Genomic DNA, 16966 nt, shown 5'->3' with positions numbered 1-16966 from the left:
TTTCGAGTACTCTTTGAGCCTTTCGAAATTGTGACCGGTGATGCTCGGTTTTGGAGTAGGGCAATGATTCAGACCGAAACTATGCTCGACGTAGCAGACAACAGTGGTGCTCGCCGCGTACAATGTATTAAAGTACTTGGTGGTTCACATCGTCGTTATGCTTCTGTTGGCGACATTATTAAAGTTACTGTAAAAGAAGCAATTCCACGCGCACGTGTTAAAAAAGGTGACGTGATGAATGCAGTGGTTGTTCGTACTAAATTCGGCATCCGTCGTCCAGACGGTTCAGTGATTCGTTTTGACGATAACGCTGCTGTTATTTTGAACAACAACAAAGCGCCGATTGCAACTCGTATTTTCGGACCAGTGACTCGTGAACTTCGTACTGAACAGTTCATGAAAATTATTTCATTGGCTCCTGAAGTTCTATAAGAGGCGATCATGGCGAAGATTAAAAAAGGCGATCAAGTAATTGTGATCGCAGGTAAAGAGAAAGGCAAACAGGGGACTGTTCTGTCGGTTTCTAATGACCGTGTTAAGGTTGAAGGCCTTAACTTGGTTAAGAAGCATCAAAAGCCGAACCGTGTTACTGGCGCTGAAGGCGGCATCGTAACTCAGGAAGCTTCGCTTCATATTTCAAATGTGGCAATTTTTAATGCTACAACCCAAAAGGCTGACCGTGTTGGTTACCAAGTGATTGATGGCGTGAAAACTCGCGTTTATAAATCAAATGGTGAATCAGTGGCGGTAGCGAAGTAATAGGTTGAAATAGGCAATGGCCAGACTTAAAACACGTTACAACGACGAACTTAAAGCTCAGTTACAAGAAACATTGGGTCTTAAGAATGTGATGGAGATTCCTCGCATCACTAAAATCACGATCAACATGGGTGTTGGTGCAGCAGCTGCTGACAAAAAACTCCTTGATGGTGCTCTTTCTGATATGCAAGCTATCTCTGGTCAAAAACCAGTACTTACGTTAGCTCGTAAATCAATTGCTGGTTTTAAAATCCGTGATGGTTGGCCGATCGGTTGTAAAGTTACTTTACGCGGCGAACGTATGTACGAATTCTTAGACCGTCTAATCTCGATTGCGATCCCTCGTATCCGTGACTTCCGTGGTTTCTCTGCGAAATCATTTGATGGTCGTGGTAACTACTCAATGGGTCTTAAGGAACAGATCATGTTCCCTGAAGTCGATTTTGACAAGATTGACCGTATTCGTGGTATGGACATTACCATTACTACGACTGCTCGCACCGATGACGAAGGCCGTGCGCTTATGCGTGCATTCGGCTTCCCGTTCAAATAAGAGGTCGATATGGCTAAGAAAAGTATGATTAATCGCGAGTTGAAACGCGAAGCTACTGTTGCTAAATACGCTGCAAAACGTGCTGAATTAAAAGCTGTAATTGCAAACGTAAATGCATCAGATGAAGAACGTTTCGATGCGATGATGAAGTTACAAGCATTACCACGTAATGCGTCTCCAGTACGTCTACGTAACCGTTGTGGTTTAACTGGTCGTCCTCATGGTTACTTCCGTAAGTTCGGCTTAAGCCGTAACAAGTTACGTGACACAGTAATGCAAGGTGATGTACCGGGCGTTGTTAAGGCAAGCTGGTAAGGAGCACTATAAATGAGTATGCAAGATACCGTTGCCGACATGCTAACACGTGTTCGTAACGCACAAATGGCAAAGAAACAAACAGTTTCTATGCCTAATTCTAAGTTGAAAGTTGCGATTGCTAACGTACTTCAACAAGAAGGTTATATTTCAAATGTAGAAGTTGCGGATGTTGAAGGCAAAGCAACTCTTACTTTGACTTTAAAATATTTTGAAGGCAAGCCAGTTATCGAAACTGTGAAACGCGTAAGCCGTCCTGGTCTACGTCAGTATCGCGGTAAAGATGCACTTCCAAGCGTTAAGCAAGGTTTAGGTATTGCAATTGTTTCTACAAGCAAAGGCATCATGACTGATCGCGCTGCACGTGCTGCAGGCGTTGGTGGTGAAGTTATTGCTTTTGTTTCTTAATAGGTGATTCCTCATGTCTCGTGTGGCTAAAGCCCCAGTAACTGTCCCTAACGGTGTAACAGTTACTCAGAACGGCCGGCAGGTCGAAGTGAAAGGCAGCAAAGGTACATTGTCTTTCAACCTGCATGCGCTGGTCGAGCTTAAACAGGAAGAAGGTCAACTTCAAATTGCTCCTAAAGCTGAGTCGAAAGACGCTTGGATGCAAGCTGGTACTGCTCGCGCTGTGCTTAACAACCTTGTAAAAGGTGTGAGCGAAGGTTTCGAACGTAAGTTACAACTTATCGGTGTTGGTTATAAAGCTGCGGTTAAAGGTAACATTGTTAACCTTAACCTTGGTTTCTCACACCCGATCGACTATACGCTTCCTGAAGGTGTAACTGCTGAAACTCCAACTGCAACTGAAATTGTTCTGAAATCTGCTGATAAAGCAGCTTTAGGCCAAGTTGCTGCAGATATCCGTGGTTACCGTCCACCAGAGCCATATAAAGGTAAAGGTGTTCGTTATTCTGACGAAGTTGTACTTCGTAAAGAAGCTAAGAAGAAATAAGGCGCGAGGTTCTTATGAACGAAAAGAAACAATCCCGTTTGCGTCGTGCGAAAAGCACACGCTTGCACATCCGTGCATTGGGTGCGACTCGTTTGTGTGTAAACCGCACTCCGCGTCACATCTATGCTCAAGTTATCTCGGCAGATGGTGGCAAAGTATTAGCGCAAGCTTCTACTTTAGATGCTACTTTACGTGCGGGTACAACTGGTAACGTTGAAGCAGCTCAGAAAGTAGGTGCTTTAATCGCAGAGCGCGCTAAAGCAGCTGGTGTTACTAAAGTTGCATTTGACCGTTCTGGTTTCAAATATCATGGTCGTATCAAAGCCTTGGCTGATGCTGCCCGTGAAAACGGCTTGGAGTTCTAATCATGGCTAAAGTTGAACAAAACGAAGGTCTTGTTGAAAAGCTGGTTGCCGTTGATCGTGTAGCCAAAGTTGTTAAGGGTGGCCGTATCTTCTCTTTCACCGCATTGACTGTAGTGGGTGATGGAAATGGTCGCGTAGGTTTTGGTCGTGGTAAGGCACGTGAAGTTCCAGCTGCTATCTCTAAAGCACTTGAAGCTGCACGTCGTAACATGATTACCGTTGATCTTGTTGATGGTACGTTACAACACCCGATTCATGCTCGTCATGGCGCTAGTCGTGTATTCATGCAGCCTGCCTCTGAAGGTACTGGTGTAATTGCTGGTGGCGCTATGCGTGCAGTTTTAGAAGCTGTTGGTGTACGCGACGTATTAACTAAATGCCGTGGTTCTACTAACGCTGCTAACGTAGTAAACGCAACTTTCAATGGTTTGCGTGATATGACTACTCCTGAGAAGGTTGCTGCGAAACGTGGTCTGTCAGTAGAACAAATTCAAGGGTAATCAATCATGAAAACGATTAAAGTTACCCAGACTAAATCTGCATCGCATCGCTTGAAAAATCACAAGCTGAGCCTGAAAGGTTTAGGTCTGCGTCGTATTGGTCATACTGTAGAAGTGTTAGATACACCTTCTAACCGTGGTATGATCAACCAAGTCTACTATATGGTTAGTGTAGAGGAATAAGCCATGACTCTGCGTTTAAATGAACTTGCACCTGCAGAAGGTGCGAAGCGTGAAGCTCGTCGCATAGGCCGTGGTATCGGTTCTGGCGTTGGCAAGACTGGTGGTCGTGGTATCAAAGGTCAAAACTCACGTAAGAGCGGCGGCGTCCGTCCAGGTTTCGAAGGTGGTCAAACTGCGCTTTATCGTCGTTTACCTAAATTCGGTTTCACTAGCCAATTGGCTTTGAAAACTGCTGAAGTACGTTTATCTGAGCTGACTAAAGTTGAAGGTGACATCGTGTCTCTTGAAACTTTAAAAGCTGCGAACGTTGTACGTAAAGACATGACTCGTGCTCGTATCGTACTTTCTGGTGAAATTACTCGCGCATTCACTTTACAAGGTGTTGCTGTGACTAAAGGCGCTAAAGCTGCTGTTGAAGCTGCTGGCGGTAAAGTCGAGGAGTAATCCCCAGTGTCTATGACTCCTAGTTCTTCAGGTCATGTCAACATGATGAAAGGCCAACCATTTCATGTGAAATATCGTGAAATTATTCGTCGAATGATGTTTCTCATTGGTGCGTTGTTGGTATTTCGACTAGGAGCGCATATTCCAGTACCAGGCATTAATAATGCTGCACTTGAAAATCTGTTTAATGCAAACCAGGGTACGATCCTTGGTTTGTTTAACATGTTTTCGGGTGGTGCATTAGAGCGGATGTCCATTCTTGCACTCGGAATCATGCCTTACATTTCTGCATCTATTATCGTGCAATTAATGTCCTCGGTGGTTCCTCAGCTCGAAGCTTTGAAAAAAGAAGGTGAGCAGGGCAAACGTAAGATTAATCAATATACACGACAGGGCACACTGTTCCTTGCACTGGTGCAAGCGATCGGTATGTGTGCAGGCCTGATCAGCCAGGGAATTACCCTGACTTCTGGTCTGGCTTTTTATGTTCCTGCAGTAACTTCTCTGGTCGCGGGAACCATGTTCCTGATGTGGCTGGGTGAACAGATTACTGAGCGTGGGGTGGGAAATGGTATTTCCATGATCATCTTCGCAGGTATTGTTGCAGGATTGCCGAACCTGGTTATGCAGTCTCTGACTTCTGTAGATAATGGTCAGACAAGTCTGATTGGCCTTGCCATATTTGGATTGTTATCTATTGCCGTGCTTGCAGCCATTGTATTTATCGAGAAGGCGCAACGTCGTATTCCGGTGAACTATGCTCAAAAGCAGCAGGGTCGTCGTGTATTTACTGCACAGCAAACTCATTTGCCATTAAAAATTAATATGGCAGGTGTGATTCCGGCAATTTTTGCCAGTTCATTGCTTCTGTTCCCAGCGAGCTTGGGGCAGTGGGTCGGTAGTTCGGATCCGAGTGCAGGAATTATCAAGCGTGGTCTGCAAGATCTGGCATTGGTTTTATCGCCTGGTCAGCCGTTGTATTTGGTGCTCTTTGGTGCGTTAATTATCTTTTTCTGTTACTTCTATACAGCACTGGTATTTAGTCCTAAAGAAGTATCAGAGAACTTGAAGCGCAGCGGAGCTTATGTGCCTGGTATACGTCCAGGTGAGCAAACTGCTCGTTACTTAGATCATATTCTCAGTCGTTTGACCTTTATTGGCGCGATTTACATCACTGTCATCTGTTTAATGCCGATGATCCTGCAAAGCTCTTTTGGGATTCCATTTAGCTTGGGTGGAACATCGTTGCTGATCGTGGTAGTGGTGGTGATGGACTTTATGGCTCAGCTGCAAGCACATCTCACCTCGCACCAGTACGATAATCAAACGTTAATGAGAAAAACGACTGCTCATCCTAAGGGATAAGCGCACTTAGAGGTTTCATCATGAAAGTACAAGCTTCTGTAAAGAAAATTTGTGGTAGCTGTAAAGTTATCCGTCGTAATGGGGTTATCCGCGTAATTTGTAGCGCAGAACCTCGTCATAAGCAGCGTCAAGGTTAATCTGATCAAGACCTGTTGATTTCAGTAGGCGAATTGGGTTATTATCCGCCCCTCAAGATTTTTGTGGGGCGGTTGATTATCTTAACTGCCTTTTTGGAGAAAATTGAATGGCTCGTATTGCCGGTGTAAACATTCCGGATAACAAGCATGCTGTTATCTCTCTAACGTATATCTTTGGTATTGGTCGCCACACTGCTAAGACTATCTTAGCTGCTGCAGGTATCCCAACTACTACTAAGATCCGTGAGTTAGATGACACTCAGCTTGATGCGATTCGTGCAGAAGTTGCCAAGGTTCCGACCGAAGGTGATTTACGTCGCGAAATTTCCATGAACATTAAACGTTTAATGGATTTAGGCTGCTACCGCGGTCTTCGTCATCGTCGCAGCTTGCCTGTCCGTGGACAAAACACCAAAAATAACGCACGTACCCGTAAAGGTCCGCGCAAACCGATTAAGAAATAAGATTTCTGGAAGCTAAAAGATGGCTAAAGATACTCGCGCACGCAAGAAGGTCACCCGTACCGTCTCTGAAGGTGTTGCACACATTCACGCTTCTTTTAATAACACCATTGTGACTATTACCGATCGTCAAGGTAATGCACTGGCTTGGGCCACCTCAGGTGGACAAGGCTTCCGTGGATCACGTAAATCAACTCCGTTCGCTGCTCAGGTAGCTGCTGAAGTTGCTGGTAAAGCTGCTTTAGATTACGGTTTGAAAAATTTGGACGTCCTTGTAAAAGGTCCTGGTCCAGGTCGTGAGTCTGCGGTTCGTGCATTAGGTGCAGTGGGTTATAAAATTAACAGCATTACCGATGTGACTCCAATTCCTCACAACGGTTGCCGTCCACCTAAAAAACGTCGCGTGTAAGGAGAAACATTCATGGCTCGTTATATTGGTCCAAAATGCAAACTCTCTCGTCGCGAAGGGACAGACCTGCAACTAAAATCTGGCGTTAAACCATTTGACGTTAAGACTAAAAAACATGCTAAAGCTCCTGGCCAACATGGTCAAAGCCGTGCAAAACAATCTGAGTACTCACTACAATTACGTGAAAAACAAAAAGTACGTCGCATGTACGGTGTTTTAGAGCGTCAATTTAGTAATTACTATAAAGAAGCTGCTCGTGTTAAAGGTGCAACTGGTGAAAACCTGTTGAAATTGCTTGAAAGCCGCCTGGATAACGTGGTTTATCGCATGGGTTTTGGTTCTACACGTGCAGAAGCTCGTCAGCTGGTATCACACCGCTCAATCACTTTAAATGGTCGTCGCGTAAACATCGCGTCTATCCAGGTTAAAGCGGGTGATGTAATTGCAGTTCACGAAGGCGCTAAACAACAATTACGTATTAAAAACGCAATTGAATTGGCTGCTCAACGTGGTATTCCTTCTTGGATGGAAGTAGATCATTCTAAACTAGAAGGTACGTTCAAAACTGCTCCAGATCGTTCTGATTTACCTGCTGAAATCAACGAAAGCTTGATTGTAGAATTGTATTCTAAATAATCCTTGAGGTAGCAATATGACGCGTACTGCAAATGAGTTTCTAACTCCGCAAGCGATCAAGGTCGAAGCGGCAAGCGGGACCTCGGCAAAAGTTATTCTAGAACCGTTAGAGCGTGGCTTTGGTCATACTCTTGGTAATGCTTTACGTCGCATCCTTCTTTCTTCTTTACCTGGCGCAGCTGTGGTGGAAGTAGAAATTGAGGGTGTTGAGCACGAGTACAGTACTTTGGAAGGCTTGCAGCAGGACATCGTCGAGCTCTTGCTGAACCTAAAAGGATTGTCTATTAAGCTGTTCGATCAAAATGAAGCTTATTTAACATTAGAGAAACAAGGTCCAGGCGACGTTACTGCGGCTGACCTTCGTTTACCTCATAATGTTGAAGTGGTTAACCCTGAACACTTGATTGGTACATTAAGTGCTACAGGCTCATTAAAAATGCGCCTGAAAGTGGCCCAAGGCCGTGGCTATGAAACGTCTGACTCACGCTTCCCAGAAGGTGAAACTCGCCCAGTAGGTCGTTTACAGTTAGATGCTTCTTATAGCCCGATCAAACGTGTGTCTTATACAGTGGAAAACGCTCGTGTAGAACAACGTACTGACCTTGACAAACTGATCATTGATCTTGAAACCAACGGTACAGTTGATCCTGAAGAAGCAATCCGTAAAGCGGCGACGATTTTGCAACAACAAATTGCAATCTTTGTTGACCTTCAGAAAGATCAAGCGCCTGTGGCTCAAGAACCTCGTGAAGAAGTTGATCCAATCTTGCTTCGTCCAGTAGATGATCTAGAGCTAACTGTTCGTTCTGCTAACTGTTTGAAAGCAGAAAACATTTACTACATTGGTGATCTTGTACAGCGTACTGAAGTTGAGTTGCTTAAAACTCCTAACTTGGGTAAAAAATCGCTTACTGAGATCAAAGATGTTCTGGCTTCTAAAGGCTTACAACTCGGCATGCGTTTAGAGAACTGGCCACCGGCCAGCCTCCGTATGGACGATCGTTTCGCCTATCGTAGCCGTTAATTAAGTAGGACTATTCACCATGCGTCATCGTAATAGTGGTGTGAAATTAGGCCGTACAAGCAGTCATCGTAAAGCGATGTTCCAAAACATGGCTAACTCTTTGTTTGAACACGAGTTGATCAAAACAACTGTGCCTAAAGCGAAAGAATTACGTCGTGTTGCTGAGCCTTTAATCACTTTAGCTAAAGTCGATACAGTAGCAAACCGTCGTTTGGCATTTGCTCGTACTCGTTCAGCTGCAACTGTGGGTAAATTATTTACCGTTCTTGGCCCTCGTTACAAAGAACGTAACGGCGGCTATCTACGTGTTCTTAAAGCGGGCTTCCGTGCAGGTGATGCTGCACCGATGGCTTACGTTGAGCTAGTAGATCGCGAAGTTGAATAATTTCGTGTAGAGTAGCGTACGTTATTCAAAAAAGGTCAGTTGTATAAACTGGCCTTTTTTAATACCTGAAATTTATAATTTTGGTTGTTTGGACTCTGTGAAGGATTGTCCTGAAAAGATAAGAATTAAATTGCTTTTAACCAAACTTGACATTGTGTATTGTCAATTTTGTGATTTAATAAAAATAGATACTCGTATAGGTAAAAAAATAATATGGAAAAGCAGGTTGATATTCTGATTGTAGGGGCAGGCATTTCTGGGATTGGTCTGGCTGCCCATTTGTCCAAGCATTGTCCGCAGCGTTCATTTGAAATTATAGAACGACGTGAAAGTATTGGTGGGACCTGGGACTTATTTAAATATCCGGGTATCCGTTCAGATTCGGATATGTCGACTTTTGGTTTTAATTTTAAACCTTGGCAAAAAACCAGTGTATTGGCAGATGGACCTTCTATTAAAGGTTATCTGAATGAAGTGGTGACAGAATTTCAATTAGAACCAAAAATTCATTATCAGCATCGTGTCATCAGTGCCAATTATGATTCAGCCAGCCATAAATGGTCAGTAAAAATCGAAGATGCAGAAGGAAAAACACAGACTTGGATTGCAAATTTTGTTTTAGGCTGTACCGGTTATTATAATTATGATCAAGGCTTCCAGCCGGATTTTCCGAATCAGCAGGCCTTTAAAGGACAGTTTATTCATCCTCAGCACTGGCCGGAAAATCTGGACTATCGCGGTAAAAAAGTGGTGATTATTGGAAGTGGGGCAACTGCGATTACGCTTGTTCCAGCGATGGTAAAAGGTGGAGCAGGGCATGTAACCATGTTACAACGCTCACCTACTTATATCGCTTCGGTACCCTCTATCGATGTGGTCTATGCCAAAATGCGTAAATATCTGCCTGAAGAGATGGCTTATAAGCTGACCCGTGCCCGAAATATCGGTATGCAGCGTGGAATTTATGCACTGGCACAGAAACAGCCAAAACTATTGAAAAAACTGCTGCTGAATTCTGTGAAATTCCAGCTCAAAGGCAAAGTGGACATGAAACACTTTACCCCCAACTATGAGCCATGGGATCAGCGTTTATGTGTAGTGCCTGATGGGGATCTATTTAAAATTCTACGTGAAGGTCATGCATCGGTGGAAACCGATCATATTGAAAAATTGACCGAAACGGGTATTTTGCTGAAATCCGGCAAGCATTTGGAGGCAGATATCATTGTTTCAGCCACCGGTTTAAATATTCAAATCTTAGGCGGTATTCAGGCCACTTTGGATGGCAAGCCTCTCAATACCTCTCAGCACATGTTATATCGCGGTATTATGGTCAGTGATGTGCCGAATATGGCCTTAATTATTGGTTATATCAATGCTTCCTGGACCTTAAAGGTAGATATTGCGGCAGAATATATTTGCCGTTTGCTGAACCATATGGATCATAAGGGGTATGATGAGGTGGTCGCTCAAGGGGATATTAGCGAATTGATGGACGATACGGTCATGGGCAGCTTGAGTTCAGGCTATATCGCCCGCGCGGCGGATGTCATGCCAAAACAGGGGAAACATGTCCCTTGGCATGTCAGTAACAATTATCTGGCTGATCGCAAGGATCTGAAGCAGGCTTCTTTTAAAGATGGTGTGCTGAAATTTAAAACCAAAGTCACTGCTGTTCAGAGCAAGCCACGACTGGTATCCTGAAAATCTCTGTAAAATAAAAAGGAGTACTTGAGGTACTCCTTTTTAGATTATGAAACATTAAAACGAACGGGCAATCAGCTCTTTCATGATTTCATTGGTGCCTGCATAGATGCGATTGGCCCGGTTATCGAGATAAGCTCTAGCAATTGGATATTCCAGCATATAACCATAACCACCATGCAATTGCAGGCATTCATCTACGACCTTACTGTACATTTCTGAGATTTTATATTTGGCTGCCGCTGCTGCGTCAACTGCTAACTCATTTTTCAGCTGTAACTCCATACAGCGATCCAGATAGGCACGGCATACTTCGATTTCAGTACGCAGCTCTGCCAGTTTAAAGCGGGTATTCTGAAAGGCTGCCACGGGTTTGCCAAAAGCCTGGCGTTCCTTGGTGTATTGCAGTGTATGTGCAAAAGCCGCTTCAGCACCAGCCTGACAGATAATCGCCACAATCAGGCGTTCCCAAGCCAGCTCTTTCATCAGCATAATGAAGCCCATACCTTCCATGCCCAGCAGATTCTCTTTAGGCACACGGACATTGTCGAAGAACAGTTCACAGGTATCCTGGCCTTTCATCCCGATTTTATTTAAAGGTTGGCCTTTGCTAAATCCTGCACGCTCTACTTCTACCAGAATAAGAGATAAATTGGCGGAGCCTTTGTCGCTATTGCCCGTTTTGCACACTACAATTGCCAGATCACACAGATAGCCATTGGTAATGAAGATTTTGGAGCCATTGATAATATAGTCATCTCCATCCTGAACAGCAGTGGTGCGTACTGCTTGCAAGTCGGAGCCGGTACCGGGTTCGGTCATGGCAATGGCTGTAATGGTTTCACCCGTTGCCATTTTCGGTAACCATTGTTGTTTCTGGGTGGTATTGCCAAAATTTAAAATATAGTTGGCAACGATATCGGAATGTAGGGAAAAACCGGTGGCTGAATCACCGGCATAGGCCTGTTCTTCAATTAGGATCATGCTATAGAGACGATCTACACCGGAACCTCCATATTCTTCCGGCATGGTCGAGCAGAGCAGGCCTAATGCACCTGCCTTGAGCCAAAGCTCACGGTCAACATGCTGTTGCTGCTCATATTTTTCTGTATAAGGAATGACTTCCTGTGTATAGAATTTGCGTACCGTCTCACGAAAAGCCTCATGTTCGGCAGTGAATAATTGGCGTGGTAACATGCCAGCAAGCGGTCGGATCGCAGTGGATTGCATTTTATTTTTCCTGATTTTGTGTATTTTTCCCTAAATTAGGACAAGCCGGTATAGGCAGCAATGAGCAAAAGACTCAAATCCCAGATATATCCTGATGCTTTTGGTCATTTATATGAAATTCCTCGAAATTCAGTGATTGCTTCAGGTAAACTATTTGGGTTTGAAACCGGTTGGGGGAACTCGATGACTGATGAAATAAGCTTAGAAGAACGCAAAGTGATTTATCGTGCACGTCGTGGCTTAAAAGAGCTGGATGTGTATTTTGATCCCTACGTAAAAAACTACTATCTCAGCGCTGAACCTTTTGAAAAAGAAATGTTTGCTGAGCTGGTTGCTCAGGAAGATCCGGATCTGCTGGACTGGTTTATGGAAGTGTCGGAACCGCCACGCCCTGAATTGAAAGCCTTTATCCTGAAACTTAAATTTTACGTTCATGGATAATCGTTGTTTCAGGCTGAAACGCAGTAAATGTGCCCTGACGTTTCAGCTATTTATTTTTGCTGTATTGATGTTCCTGCTTTACCAGTTATTACCTCTGTTTCTATGGGGTGTATGTGGTATTTTAGGTGTCTTGATTTATCATCTGTTTTACCATAAAACTCCGCAGGTTGAACAGTTGGAATATCTGGATGGGCGAGAATGGTCACTCAGCACAGTAAAAAAGACCTATCGTGTGGCGATTAGTCATGTGATTGATCATCAGGCCTATATCGTGGTGTATTTCCAGCATGCCAAGGCGCGCCCTTTGCTGATCTGGTGTGATCAATTGCCGCTAAAACAGTGGAAATCTTTAAAAGTTCTTACAAAAATGTTGTAATTGTTAGACAAATAGTGCAGCTTTATTTTCTATAAACCTATTTAAAACAAATATATATTTCTCAAATCTCTCTTTTTGTTAGACAGGATTCGTTGTTTATTGAGGGAAAGAGTGAATTGTCTGACAATTTTCCTGCTGGTTTTTTGATAAGCAGGTACATTGAAGTCACCAACGCCAGCAGAGGAGATCATGATGGAATTTCCAGTGTGGATGTTTCTGATCGCAGCAATTATTTTAGCCTTGGTCATTGGAAGACTTGGAACAATATTGAAGGAAAAATTTTCACCTGAACCCTAATAAAGCCTATTTGAGTGCTTTCCCAGTTAATAAGTGGCATGTGCTGAACCGTCGCAATGCTACTTTTTTTTGCCCAAAATTTGGGTATTTTTCTATTCGAGTCAATTGCACTGGACTAAATTCATGGCAAAGTGATTGTTTTGGATTAGAGTAAATACTCTTTTATTCCTAAAAAGCTTCTGCTATGTTTAGCAGCATATGGACATCATCACAATTATAGAGGACAGGAAAATGTCGAGCGTCCGAAAAATATGCCAAGGTATGGCGACCATTGCAATAACAACAACAGTTTTAACAGGATGTTCTCAAGTCACCAAGACCGGTGCCAATGTTGCACTCGGTTTTACTGAAAAGCACGTTGTCCCGCCAATTCTGGCGATGGATGATGCTGAAATGGTGTGTAATTCCGGTAATGCTTTAACGCCAGCCATTATGTCCACCAAGGAAATGGGAGCAGATCCTACTCGTGTGGCAGTCTTGATGTATTCTGCAGCCGGTATCTGTGCTGAGAAGAAGGCACTCGAAGCAGAATTACGCTATTTGCGAGCTTCCAGAGCCAATCAGGTCACCGAAGCACAAGATGCCCGCGTTGAACAAAAGCGCTGGGCCGCTCTGGCAGCGCAGCGTCAGTATACAGGCTATCAGTTATTCCAGACCCGTTATGAGAAAAAGTACAATAAAGGACTGGGCGAAGAATGCGCACGCATGAACAGTGATATTGAGCAGACCGTGTATTTGCTTGGCATGTTAAGCGGTTTGCAAGCCATGACCAATGATATTAATTCCGGTAATGCGGTCAATGTACCCAAAGATATTGCTGCTGTGGTCGAACGTGGCATGATCTGCCTAGACAATGCCAAATTCTGGGGTGTGCCAAATGCGACCCGTGCCGTTATCTGGACCTTATTGCCAGGCGCGGGAGAGGGCAAGCCAGAGCCTTACCAAACCCTTAAACAATCTACACAAATCGGTGAGCAAAAAGGTGTACGTTTATCACATGCTCTGTATGCAGTAGCAGCTCAGGCCAGCGGGGACGATGCTAAAGTACGGGATGCCCTAAAAACTTTTGCCCAAGCCCGCAGTGATGAGAAACCGGTTAATCCTCAGTTCAAACTCATCGACAGTATGGCAGCCATGATGACCGAAGGTATTGCAGATCGTTACTGGACTGAACATACGGGTGTACGTAGTGCAGATGATGGTATGCAGAACTTTTGGGATGAAACAGCCAATTCTTCAGAACTGGATGAGCTGTTTAATGCTGACATGTAATTAATAGAATGGGCATGAGCGGCTGTATGGCTCATGTTAGTGGCTCACAGGGAGGACAAGAAGCCGATGCACGATCAAGATCTGCGACGAAAAATTATTTTTCTGGCGGCTTTTGTCTCTCTTGCTGCATGTTTGCAAATTTTTATGGAGCACTTTATTTACTGGCGGGAAAGTTTGCTCGGTGAGTTCTGGCGGCTCTGGACGGCACATTGGGTGCATGTCAGCTGGGTTCATTATTTGTTAAATATTCTAGCCTTTATCTGCTTGCCTTTTATATTTCCCCGCGTCACTATCTGGCATTTTACAGCGATTTTGCTGATTTTACCGCCGTTGATCAGCCTGAGCTTTTACTTCTTTTTACCAAATATTGAAGCGTATGCTGGTCTATCCGGGGTATTGCATGGGGCGTATGTGGCAGTGGCCTGTCTTCATCTGCTCTACCGGCGTGAACGAAGCTTTGCCACGCTGGTTCTGGTTTTAATTTTAGGCAAGCTGATCTGGGAAAATACTATAGGTAATATTGGCACTGCACAATTAATTGGTAGTCCGGTACTGGTAGAAGCGCATTTGTTGGGTGTCATCTGGGGAGTGGTAATCGCCTTGCTGTATATACTCGTCAGCTATGTTCGCGAAAGTTAAATAGTTGGCATAAAAAACGAAAAAGAAAATACAAATTGTCATTCTTATTTTGACAATATTCATGCAGAGTCGAAAAAGATAATAAAGAAACTTAGCTCCGAACAGGACGTGTCGGAGCATACAGGAAGATTGGCGTCCTGAACCAAAGGGTCGCTAAAACAAAAAAAATAGGAATATACATGCAAAACGATAATCAAAACAGATCAGGTCTGGGTCTGTTGCGTTATATCTGGACCGAATGGTTCTCGACCTTTGTGGTGCTCATCTTGCTTTTGCTTACCCTGATTATTGGGACAGGTGAAATGATTCACGGTCAGCTATTACGTATGGGTGAACGCCTGTATGGTGATCCGGCAACCGGGATGCAATATTCATTTTTACGGGCAGAGCCTACTGCACCCCAATGTGAGCGCAATATTAATGTCGATCAGCGCGTTCAGGAGCAAATGAAAACGGATGCTGCAGATGAGTATGCCGATTTCTTTGGCATTCGTTCTGAAGCGGATGTCCGTGCTGCCGTTATGCAGGCCCAGCAGGTTTGTGAGGAGTCCTATGGATTCTATGACAAGGCCATTGCACATATGCAGGCTTATCCTAGTATTCGGGCCTATCGTACTTTTGAAACCACGTTCTTTGGACTGTTTAAGTTCGGAACTGAAAACCGGGCGTTATTGCTGGTGATCATGGTGGTATTTGCTGCGATTAGCGCAACTTTAAAAACCCACCACATTGGTCTGCGTAGCCCGGCCACTAAAATTGATTTCCGGGTATATACCCTAGCCATGCTGATTGCCAATGTGTTCCTGGCCTTTTCATCTTATAGCCAATATCAATCCGTACTGAATTCTGGTGTCCCGATGGGCCAGATGAAGTATATCTACTGGTTATGGATGATTTTATTCGGAACTTTGACCCTCGTCAGTTTGTTTCAGGTCATCCGGCTTCCTCAGCCTATACGTGAAGGGGGTAGTCTGGGACTGGCATTTTTAAGTGTACCTTTGTATGCCTATATGGCGATTACAACCGGGATCAACTTTACCTTCTTTATGGATTATCCAATGGGACAGGGGATTTACCTCGGTCAATTGGTTGAGTTCTCCAGTATTTTCCTGAATCTGGCCCTGTTTATCTGGGCAGGGATGCTGTTAAAACAGACCCGTGTGGTCGACATGTTTTTGAATATTCTGCGTCCATGGAATCTGGCACCAGAAACCCTGACCTGGCTGATACTGCTTGCAGCAGCCTTGCCGACAGCCTATACCGGTGCTTCAGGGATTTTCGTGATTGCAGCGGGTGCCATTATTTATAAGGAAGTCTGGAATGCCGGAGGGCGTCGTCAGTTTGCCTTGGCAGCTACGGCGATGTCTGGCTCGTTGGGTGTGGTTTTGCGTCCATGTCTGCTGATTGTTGTGGTGGCCTCCTTAAATAAAGAAGTCACGACCGATCTGCTGTATCACTATGGTCTGTATGTTTTCCTGCTGACTTCAACTTTATTTTTAGTCATTTCACTGTTCTTTGCCGAGCATAAGTTTAGGATTGCTGCACCAAGCATAGCTGCACCACAATCAGCTCGTGCCTTTGTTGCGATCATTCCTTATGTGATGATCTTTGTGCTGATCTGGTTGTTCTATAAATATGCCTTGTCGACCAACCTGAATGAGTTTACTGCACCTGTGATGATGCCAGTGATCTTGCTGATGATCGTGCTGTTTGACAAGCTGCGTCATGAGCCTGCGCCGTTACCAGCAGTTGGACATTGGGATGAAACGCTGACCGCGAGCCTAGGTTCAGGTTCTACGCCGGCGCTTGCAACGGCGAGTGCTGCTGCTCCTGCCGAGTATCGTGAAGCAGCACATGCTGAGCAATCTCAAAAAGAGTTGGCAGTAGATCATGGCGTTCCACGATCACCGTCGAATGGAACTTTGCGTCAGGTGGGTTTCTGGAAGTCCATGCATATCTCTACCAGTGAAACGGTAGGGCATATCGGTGCTTTGGTTATCCTGATGGCGTTGTCAGTCAGTGTCGGCGGTTTGCTGGAGCGTCTGGAAATCATGGAAGCTTTCCCGACCGATATTAGCAGTACGCTACTGGTAATTTCGATGATTGTCGGGCTAATGATTTTTGTCGGGATGATTATGGATCCATTCGGTGCCGTTATTTTAATCTCGGCTACGGTAGCCCCAGTGGCTTATCAATACGGCATTCATCCTGTGCATTTCTGGATGATTACCTTGATTGGTTTTGAGCTGGGCTATGTCACCCCACCTGTGGCATTGAACCATCTATTGGCACGGCAATCCATTGGCGATGCCGAGGTGGCCGAAGCAGATGCAGAAGTACGCCATCTGTCCTTCTACTATCGTTTTGAACGCTGGATTTTGCCAGTGATCGTATTGTTGCCAGCTATGCTGATCATTGCTTATGTACCTTATATTTTTAAGCTATTTGGCTGGTATCAATAGGTTTCAATAAAGGCATCTTCGGGGCATGCATGTCCCGCCGTTTGCTTTAAATAA

At 44.5% G+C, this 16966-nt stretch carries 25 protein-coding genes; 24 read left to right on the top strand and 1 reads right to left on the bottom strand.

What is annotated here, in order from left to right; all coding sequences use genetic code 11:
• Positions 1 to 63 precede the first annotated feature (63 nt).
• The 18 genes from rplN to E5Y90_RS11775 all read left to right on the top strand — a co-directional run bounded on the left by rplN (position 64) and on the right by E5Y90_RS11775 (position 10195).
• Complete coding sequence (gene rplN / locus E5Y90_RS11860) at positions 64 to 432, top strand: 50S ribosomal protein L14 (protein WP_001982634.1); 369 nt, start codon at positions 64 to 66, stop codon at positions 430 to 432.
• Between the two features lie 9 nt (positions 433 to 441).
• On the top strand, positions 442 to 759 hold the full coding sequence (gene rplX / locus E5Y90_RS11855) for a 50S ribosomal protein L24 (RefSeq protein WP_151203983.1): 318 nt from the start codon (positions 442 to 444) through the stop codon (positions 757 to 759).
• A gap of 16 nt (positions 760 to 775) precedes the next feature.
• Entirely contained in the window at positions 776 to 1312 is a 537-nt protein-coding gene (gene rplE / locus E5Y90_RS11850; RefSeq protein WP_151203982.1) for a 50S ribosomal protein L5, read from the top strand.
• A 9-nt stretch (positions 1313 to 1321) separates the two neighbouring features.
• A complete protein-coding gene (rpsN, locus tag E5Y90_RS11845; RefSeq protein ID WP_151203981.1) occupies positions 1322 to 1627 on the top strand; it encodes a 30S ribosomal protein S14 in 306 nt (101 codons plus the stop codon).
• A 12-nt stretch (positions 1628 to 1639) separates the two neighbouring features.
• Complete coding sequence (gene rpsH / locus E5Y90_RS11840; protein ID WP_151203980.1) at positions 1640 to 2035, top strand: 30S ribosomal protein S8; 396 nt, start codon at positions 1640 to 1642, stop codon at positions 2033 to 2035.
• Positions 2036 to 2048: 13 nt separating this feature from the next.
• Positions 2049 to 2582, top strand: a complete 534-nt coding sequence (rplF, locus tag E5Y90_RS11835) for a 50S ribosomal protein L6 (RefSeq protein ID WP_151203979.1) — start codon at positions 2049 to 2051, stop codon at positions 2580 to 2582.
• A 14-nt stretch (positions 2583 to 2596) separates the two neighbouring features.
• Complete coding sequence (gene rplR, locus E5Y90_RS11830; protein WP_004281497.1) at positions 2597 to 2947, top strand: 50S ribosomal protein L18; 351 nt, start codon at positions 2597 to 2599, stop codon at positions 2945 to 2947.
• A 2-nt stretch (positions 2948 to 2949) separates the two neighbouring features.
• Positions 2950 to 3447, top strand: a complete 498-nt coding sequence (gene rpsE, locus E5Y90_RS11825) for a 30S ribosomal protein S5 (RefSeq protein WP_151203978.1) — start codon at positions 2950 to 2952, stop codon at positions 3445 to 3447.
• A 6-nt stretch (positions 3448 to 3453) separates the two neighbouring features.
• A complete protein-coding gene (gene rpmD, locus E5Y90_RS11820) occupies positions 3454 to 3630 on the top strand; it encodes a 50S ribosomal protein L30 (RefSeq protein WP_004809788.1) in 177 nt (58 codons plus the stop codon).
• Positions 3631 to 3633: 3 nt separating this feature from the next.
• On the top strand, positions 3634 to 4074 hold the full coding sequence (rplO, locus tag E5Y90_RS11815; protein WP_151203977.1) for a 50S ribosomal protein L15: 441 nt from the start codon (positions 3634 to 3636) through the stop codon (positions 4072 to 4074).
• Between the two features lie 45 nt (positions 4075 to 4119).
• Complete coding sequence (gene secY / locus E5Y90_RS11810) at positions 4120 to 5439, top strand: preprotein translocase subunit SecY (RefSeq protein WP_171478806.1); 1320 nt, start codon at positions 4120 to 4122, stop codon at positions 5437 to 5439.
• A gap of 20 nt (positions 5440 to 5459) precedes the next feature.
• Positions 5460 to 5576, top strand: a complete 117-nt coding sequence (gene rpmJ / locus E5Y90_RS11805) for a 50S ribosomal protein L36 (RefSeq protein WP_000867907.1) — start codon at positions 5460 to 5462, stop codon at positions 5574 to 5576.
• 107 nt (positions 5577 to 5683) lie between these two features.
• Positions 5684 to 6040 (top strand): 30S ribosomal protein S13, encoded by a 357-nt coding sequence (gene rpsM, locus E5Y90_RS11800; protein ID WP_151203976.1) that lies wholly within the window; start codon positions 5684 to 5686, stop codon positions 6038 to 6040.
• A gap of 19 nt (positions 6041 to 6059) precedes the next feature.
• Complete coding sequence (gene rpsK, locus E5Y90_RS11795; protein WP_004281491.1) at positions 6060 to 6446, top strand: 30S ribosomal protein S11; 387 nt, start codon at positions 6060 to 6062, stop codon at positions 6444 to 6446.
• 12 nt (positions 6447 to 6458) lie between these two features.
• Positions 6459 to 7082, top strand: a complete 624-nt coding sequence (gene rpsD / locus E5Y90_RS11790) for a 30S ribosomal protein S4 (RefSeq protein ID WP_151203975.1) — start codon at positions 6459 to 6461, stop codon at positions 7080 to 7082.
• Positions 7083 to 7098: 16 nt separating this feature from the next.
• Positions 7099 to 8106 (top strand): DNA-directed RNA polymerase subunit alpha, encoded by a 1008-nt coding sequence (locus tag E5Y90_RS11785; RefSeq protein WP_151203974.1) that lies wholly within the window; start codon positions 7099 to 7101, stop codon positions 8104 to 8106.
• Positions 8107 to 8125: 19 nt separating this feature from the next.
• Positions 8126 to 8491, top strand: coding sequence for a 50S ribosomal protein L17 (gene rplQ, locus E5Y90_RS11780; protein WP_151203973.1), 366 nt, complete (start codon positions 8126 to 8128; stop codon positions 8489 to 8491).
• A 213-nt stretch (positions 8492 to 8704) separates the two neighbouring features.
• Positions 8705 to 10195 carry a flavin-containing monooxygenase gene (locus E5Y90_RS11775; protein ID WP_174660276.1) on the top strand — a complete coding sequence of 497 codons (1491 nt, stop codon included), beginning with the start codon at positions 8705 to 8707 and terminating at the stop codon, positions 10193 to 10195.
• A gap of 57 nt (positions 10196 to 10252) precedes the next feature.
• Here E5Y90_RS11775 and E5Y90_RS11770 read toward each other — a convergent pair whose 3' ends face one another.
• Positions 10253 to 11425 carry an acyl-CoA dehydrogenase family protein gene (locus tag E5Y90_RS11770; RefSeq protein ID WP_174660275.1) on the bottom strand — a complete coding sequence of 391 codons (1173 nt, stop codon included), beginning with the start codon at positions 11423 to 11425 and terminating at the stop codon, positions 10253 to 10255.
• A gap of 183 nt (positions 11426 to 11608) precedes the next feature.
• Between E5Y90_RS11770 and E5Y90_RS11765 the strand changes: the two genes are divergently transcribed.
• From E5Y90_RS11765 to E5Y90_RS11740, 6 genes are all read left to right on the top strand, one after another.
• Complete coding sequence (locus E5Y90_RS11765) at positions 11609 to 11866, top strand: succinate dehydrogenase assembly factor 2 (RefSeq protein WP_151204001.1); 258 nt, start codon at positions 11609 to 11611, stop codon at positions 11864 to 11866.
• Positions 11859 to 12242, top strand: a complete 384-nt coding sequence (locus E5Y90_RS11760) for a hypothetical protein (RefSeq protein ID WP_174660274.1) — start codon at positions 11859 to 11861, stop codon at positions 12240 to 12242. Before E5Y90_RS11765 ends, E5Y90_RS11760 begins: the two co-directional genes overlap by 8 nt.
• A 116-nt stretch (positions 12243 to 12358) precedes the next feature.
• The gene (locus E5Y90_RS11755; RefSeq protein ID WP_174660273.1) at positions 12359 to 12532 is read left to right on the top strand and encodes a hypothetical protein; all 174 of its coding nucleotides are present in this window, start codon (positions 12359 to 12361) and stop codon (positions 12530 to 12532) included.
• Between the two features lie 238 nt (positions 12533 to 12770).
• Positions 12771 to 13811: a hypothetical protein gene (locus E5Y90_RS11750; RefSeq protein ID WP_174660272.1), complete on the top strand. Its 1041-nt coding sequence runs from the start codon at positions 12771 to 12773 to the stop codon at positions 13809 to 13811.
• 66 nt (positions 13812 to 13877) lie between these two features.
• On the top strand, positions 13878 to 14450 hold the full coding sequence (rrtA, locus tag E5Y90_RS11745; protein ID WP_174660271.1) for a rhombosortase: 573 nt from the start codon (positions 13878 to 13880) through the stop codon (positions 14448 to 14450).
• Positions 14451 to 14629: 179 nt separating this feature from the next.
• Positions 14630 to 16912, top strand: coding sequence for a TRAP transporter large permease subunit (locus E5Y90_RS11740; RefSeq protein ID WP_174660270.1), 2283 nt, complete (start codon positions 14630 to 14632; stop codon positions 16910 to 16912).
• The last annotated feature ends 54 nt before the right edge of the window (positions 16913 to 16966 follow it).

Origin of the sequence: Acinetobacter sp. 10FS3-1 (assembly GCF_013343215.1) — a bacterium.
Taxonomy (GTDB): Bacteria; Pseudomonadota; Gammaproteobacteria; order Pseudomonadales; family Moraxellaceae; genus Acinetobacter; species Acinetobacter lwoffii_C.
The sequence above is the reverse complement of the archived record's forward strand: the minus strand, read 5'-3'. Positions and strand labels throughout refer to the sequence as shown.